This is a genomic window from Pseudomonas sp. UBA4194 (genome assembly GCF_002379585.1).
Lineage (GTDB): Bacteria > Pseudomonadota > Gammaproteobacteria > Pseudomonadales > Pseudomonadaceae > Aquipseudomonas.
Genome location: NZ_DFUE01000064.1, coordinates 14068 through 19643 on the forward strand (window position 1 = coordinate 14068; position 5576 = coordinate 19643).

At 63.1% G+C, this 5576-nt stretch carries 5 protein-coding genes; 4 read left to right on the forward strand and 1 reads right to left on the reverse strand.

The features are described 5' to 3' along the window. Window positions 1-24 precede the first annotated feature (24 nt). Window positions 25-1038, reverse strand: a complete 1014-nt coding sequence (locus B3397_RS15675; RefSeq protein ID WP_296251728.1) for a 4-hydroxythreonine-4-phosphate dehydrogenase PdxA — start codon at window positions 1036-1038, stop codon at window positions 25-27. A gap of 264 nt (window positions 1039-1302) precedes the next feature. On the opposite strand from B3397_RS15675, the gene B3397_RS15680 reads away from it, so the two are divergent. The 4 genes from B3397_RS15680 to B3397_RS15695 all read left to right on the forward strand — a co-directional run bounded on the left by B3397_RS15680 (window position 1303) and on the right by B3397_RS15695 (window position 5545). Then, a complete protein-coding gene (locus B3397_RS15680) occupies window positions 1303-2313 on the forward strand; it encodes a tripartite tricarboxylate transporter substrate binding protein (protein WP_296251729.1) in 1011 nt (336 codons plus the stop codon). 78 nt (window positions 2314-2391) lie between these two features. Then, entirely contained in the window at window positions 2392-2919 is a 528-nt protein-coding gene (locus B3397_RS15685; RefSeq protein ID WP_296251731.1) for a tripartite tricarboxylate transporter TctB family protein, read from the forward strand. Continuing rightward, window positions 2916-4439: a tripartite tricarboxylate transporter permease gene (locus B3397_RS15690; RefSeq protein WP_296251733.1), complete on the forward strand. Its 1524-nt coding sequence runs from the start codon at window positions 2916-2918 to the stop codon at window positions 4437-4439. Before B3397_RS15685 ends, B3397_RS15690 begins: the two co-directional genes overlap by 4 nt. Before the next feature lie 164 nt (window positions 4440-4603). Further along, a complete protein-coding gene (locus B3397_RS15695) occupies window positions 4604-5545 on the forward strand; it encodes a LysR family transcriptional regulator (RefSeq protein ID WP_296251735.1) in 942 nt (313 codons plus the stop codon). Window positions 5546-5576: the final 31 nt, after the last annotated feature.

Below are 5576 nucleotides of genomic sequence, written 5' to 3' on the forward strand. Positions count from 1 at the left end.
TGAGGGGACCATCCACCCCAATCATCACCCCCTACGCGAACCCCCCATCCGACACGCAATCTCGAACGCCTGCCGCATTGCCCCCAGGTTCGCCTTGCCCTGCCCGGCGATATCGAAGGCCGTACCATGCGCGGGCGTGGTAATCGGGATCGGCAGCCCACCCTGTACCGTGACGCCACGGGAAAAGCCCATCAACTTGATCGCGATCTGCCCCTGGTCGTGGTACATGGTCACCACGGCATCGAAGGCCTTGGCATCGCCCTGTACCTTGAGAAAGATGGTATCGGCCGGGTACGGCCCGTCCGCACCGATGCCCAGGCCTTTGGCCTGCTCGATGGCCGGGCCGATGATGTCCAGCTCCTCGCGACCGAAGCTGCCGTTGTCGCCATTGTGCGGGTTCAGGCCACACACGCCGATGCGCGGCGTGGCCAAACCGCTGCGCTTGAGTTCATTGTCGATCAGCTGGATGGCCTCGAGCACCCGCTCCTGGGTGATCATCTTCGGCACTTCGGCCAGCGCCACGTGGGAGGTGGCGCGGGACGTCCAAAGGTTGTCGAGCACGTTGAACTCGCAGAACGGCCCGTTGAAATCCAGGTACTCGGCGAACCAGTGCAACTCGTCGCTGTGAGCCATGCCGGCCATGTGCAGGGACGTCTTGTTCAAGGGCCCGAAGATGATCGCGTCGGTATCGCCGGCGGCGGTCAGGCGCAAGGCCTGTTCCAGGGTATCGAGGCTGTAGCGGCCGCCAATGACGCTGGCCTGGCTGCGAGGAAACTCGCCCTGCGCCTGACCACGAAAGTTGTAGAACAGCGGCATGGAGCCGCTGAAGTCGAGGTGGTCCAGGCTGTCGATCGGCTGATAGGCGAACTCGGTACCGGCAATGCTCATGCCACGCTTGAGTTCGGCTTCGTCGGCGATCAACACGAAGCGGGCCTTGCTGTTGACGTCCGGCTCACTCAACAGGCGCGCGATCAATTCAGGGCCGATACCGGCCGGGTCGCCCAGTACCATGGCAATACGGGGAAGGGATTGACTCATGGGCTGCTCCTCATTGTTGTTGTAGGGGTTCATCACGGCATGCCTTCGTTACGGCATGCTGCGCGCAACCCAGCTGCCATCACTATAACCACCCTTCAGCGATAACCGTCTAATCAAACCTGCTCATACACCTATCACCTCTGGCTATCAGATAGGCGCTATAACCCAAGGTTATCGCCGTATGTAATATTTTGACTAGACGCGAATCACCCCCTGTCCGCACACTCGGCTCACCTGATAACAAACACAATAACGAGGTCCACCATGCCTACCGTACTCGGTCGACATTTCGCGCCCCTGCTCGCCGCCTGTTCGTTGCTGGCCGCGACATCCTTTCCCGCCCTCGCCGCCTGGCAGCCCGACAAGAACGTCGAGATCGTCGTGGCCGGTGGCCCCGGTGGCGGTACCGACCAGTTGGGCCGCCTGATCCAGTCCATCATCACCCAGCACAAGTTGCTCGATGTCAGCACCGTGGTCATGAACAAAGGTGGCGGCAACGGCGCCGAAGCGTTCCTGGACATGAAGCTGACCAAGGGCGAGGCCGATCGCCTGGTGATCGGCACCAACAACGTCTACCTGCTGCCGTTGGTGGCCAAGCTGGGCTATCAATGGAGCGACCTGACCCCGGTCGCCGCTGTGGCCGAGGATGACTTCATCCTGTGGACCTACAAGGATGCCCCCTGGAAAGACGCCAAGGCGTACTACGAAGCGGTCAAGGCCGAGCCGACCCAGATGCGCATGGGCGGCAGCCAGTCCAAGGACGTCGACCAGACCCTGACCCTGCTGCTCAATCAGACCACCGGCAACAAGCTCACCTACATTCCGTTCAAGAGCGGCAGTGAAGCGGCGATTCAACTGGCCGGCAAGCACATCACCTCCAACGTCAACAATCCCAGCGAAAGCCTCAGCAACTGGCGCGGCAACCAGGTGCAGCCGCTGTGCGTGTTCAGTCAGGAGCGCATGGCCTATGCCGAAAAAGTCACCGACACCCAGAGCTGGGCCGACATTCCCACGTGTCACGAACAAGGCCTGGGCGTGGACCAATACCGCTTTCCACGCACCGTGTTCATGCCCGGTGGCGTGACCGACGAGCAGCGCGCGTTCTACGTGGAGCTGTTGCGCAAGGTCACCCAGGCGCCGGAGTTCAAGGCCTACGTCGCGCGCAATGCACTGGTGCCGACCTTCCTCGAGGGCCAGGGCCTGGTGGACTACATCCAGAAGGACACCGCCCGGGTCACCCCGGTGTTCGCCCAAGCCGGCTGGTTGCGCCAGTAACCGCCCGCCAAGGACGCCGACCGCGGCGTCCCCTTCAGGTGCGCGTCGTTTGCCGCGCCCCGCTCAGGAGGTAGACACATGTCCCATTCCACACCTGCATTGGTGAGCACGCGCTGGGTCGAACTGGGCCTGGCGATCTTCACTGCCACGGTTGGCACCGTGGTGATGGTCGGCAGCCACGCCAGTGGCATCGGCTGGGGTGACGCCGGCCCGGAGCCGGGCTATTTTCCCTTTTACATCGGCCTGCTGTTGACCGGCGCCAGCCTGGCCAATCTGGTACTGACCCTGGTGCACTGGCGCGCCTTGACTCAAGCCTTCGTCAGCCGCACGGCCTTCGCCCAGGTGCTGAAGGTATTCATCCCCATCGTGCTGTTCGTGGCCAGCATGCCGTTCATAGGTCTGTACCTGGCGTCGGTGCTGTTCATCGGCTGGTTCATGTGGCGCGATCGTCAGCGCGATACGCCCTACGGTTGGTGGACCATCCTGGCGGTGGCCGGCGGCGCGGCGCTGTTCAGCTACCTGGTGTTCGCCCTGTGGTTCAAGGTTCCGCTGGATGCTGGCCCCCTGGGCGATCTGGCCCATTTCGTGTCGAGGGCGATGAAATGAGTGAATTCGATTCCTTGATGCAGGGCATGAACCTGATCCTCACCCCTGGCCACATCGGCCTGATGGTGGTGGGTGTACTGCTGGGCATTCTGGTGGGGGTATTGCCGGGCCTGGGTGCTCCGAACGGGGTCGCCCTGCTGCTGCCGCTGACCTTCACCATGTCGCCGGTCTCGGCCATCATCCTGCTGTCGTGCATGTACTGGGGGGCGCTGTTCGGCGGCTCGATCACCTCGATCCTGTTCAACATACCCGGCGAGCCCTCATCGGTGGCGACCACCTTCGACGGCTATCCCATGGCCCGCCAGGGCAAGGCCGGCGAAGCGCTGACCGCCGCCTTCAGCTCGGCATTGCTGGGCGCGCTGGTGGGCGTGTTGCTGCTGACCTTCCTGTCCACCCGCATCGCCGAATTCGCCATGCGCTTCAGCTCGCCGGAGTTTTTCGCGGTGTACCTGTTGGCGTTCTGCACCTTCATCGGCATGAGCAAGAACCCGCCGCTGAAAACCATTGTGGCGATGATGATCGGCTTTGCCATGGCGGCTGTCGGCATGGATACCGTATCCGGTGACCTGCGCCTGACCTTCGATCAACCGTGGCTGCTGTCAGGCATGAGTTTCGAAGTGGCGGTGATTGGCCTGTTCGGTATCGGCGAGATTCTCTGCACCGTCGAGGAAGGCCTGGTATTTCGCGGCGAGCATGCGCGAATCACGCCGAAGGTGATCTGGCAGACCTGGAAGAAAATGCCGCGCTACTGTCTGACCTGGTTGCGCAGCACCCTGGTGGGGTGCTGGATGGGCATTACCCCCGGCGGGCCAACGGCGGCGTCGTTCATGAGCTACAGCCTGGCCCGGCGCTTCTCGAAAAATCGCGACAACTTCGGCAAAGGTGAAATCGAAGGGGTGATCGCGCCAGAAACCGCTGACCACTCGGCGGGCACCAGTGCCCTGCTGCCGATGCTGACCCTGGGGATACCGGGTTCGGCCACCGCGGCGGTGATGCTCGGCGGCCTGATGATCTGGGGCCTGCACCCAGGGCCGACCCTGTTTACCGAGCAGCATGATTTTGTCTGGGGCCTGATTGCCAGCATGTATCTGGGCAACGTGGTGAGCCTGATCGTGGTACTGGCGACGGTGCCGCTGTTCGCCGCGATCCTGCGCATCCCGTTTTCGATCATCGCGCCGATCATCGTGATGGTCTGTGCGATCGGCGCGTACTCGGTGCACAACTCGATGTTCGATGTGGGCATGATGCTGGTGTTTGGTGCCCTGGGTTACCTGTTCAAGAAACTGGGCTACCCCATTGCGCCGCTGGTGCTGGCGGCGGTACTGGGCGACAAGGCCGAGGACGCCTTCCGTCAGTCGATGCTGTTCTCGGGCGGCGAGCTGGGGATCTTCTGGTCCAACCCCCTGGTGGGTGGGCTGACCACGGCGGCGCTGCTCATGCTGTTCTGGCCTCTGATCGCGCGCGGCATCAAAGCCCTGTTCGGATTGCGCGGCCGGCGCGTGGAACGCGCGGTGGAGTGAGATCGGCGGCGCCCCCTTCGCGGCTGCACGCCGCTCCTACACCCCCCCTGTAGGAGCGGCGTCCAGCCGCGAAAACGCCCACAAAGGCGCCGCACAACCAATTGATGTACCCTTCGGCAAGCCCTGCGCGGCTTGCCTTTTTTCATTCCTGCCGAGCCTTTCCCATGTCGCGAATCCCGGAAGCCAGCCTGATCCACAGCCGCCTGCGCCTGCGGCAACTGCGCCTGATGCTGACCCTCAAGGAGTTCGGCTCGCTGCGCCGCGCCGCCGACGAGATCGGCATGACCCAACCTGCCGCCACCAAGATGCTCCACGAAGCGGAAAGCCTGCTAGGTGTCGAACTCTTCGAGCGTCTCCCCCGCGGCATGCGCGCCACGCCCTTCGGCGAAACCGTCATCTACTACGCGCGCATGGTGTTCGCCGAACTCAGCGGCATGCGCGAGGAACTGGTTGCCCTGGAATCCGGCAACCTGGGCCGCGTCACCGTCGGCGCCATCCCGGCGCTGGCCTCGGGCCTGCTCACACGCACCATCGCCACCCTCAAGCAGAGCCATCCACGGCTGTCCATGAGCATTCAGGTCGACACCAGCGATGTACTCGTGCAAGCCCTGCTGCAGGACCAACTGGAAGTGGTGCTGGGCCGCATCCCTACCGGCATGCGCGCCGAAGACCTGCTGTTCGACAGCCTGGGCGAAGAAGAACTGTGCGTGATCGTCGGCGCGCAGAACCCCATCGCCGCCGCTGGCAGTTTGACCTGGGAAGAATTGCAGAGCATGACCTGGGTACTGCAGCAACACCCCAGCCCCATGCGCGCCATCGTCAATCAGGCGTTCCACGATGCCCGCGTCGACATCCCCAACAGCGTGGTGGAAACGACCTCGATCATGACCTTGCTGTCGCTGCTGCAACAGACCGACATGATCGGTGTAACCCCAACTTCAGTGGTCGAGGACTACCCCGGCAAGCACCTGCTGGCCGTGCTGCCAGTGGCGTTCGAACCGCGACTGCCGCCGTTTGGGTTGATTACCCGGCGGCACCGGATCAAGTCGTCGGCGATGCAGGCGTTTATCAATGGGGTGAAGGAGCAGCATGGGGTGAGGCGGTAGTTGAGATGGTGGCAGGGCTGAAGATTTGGGG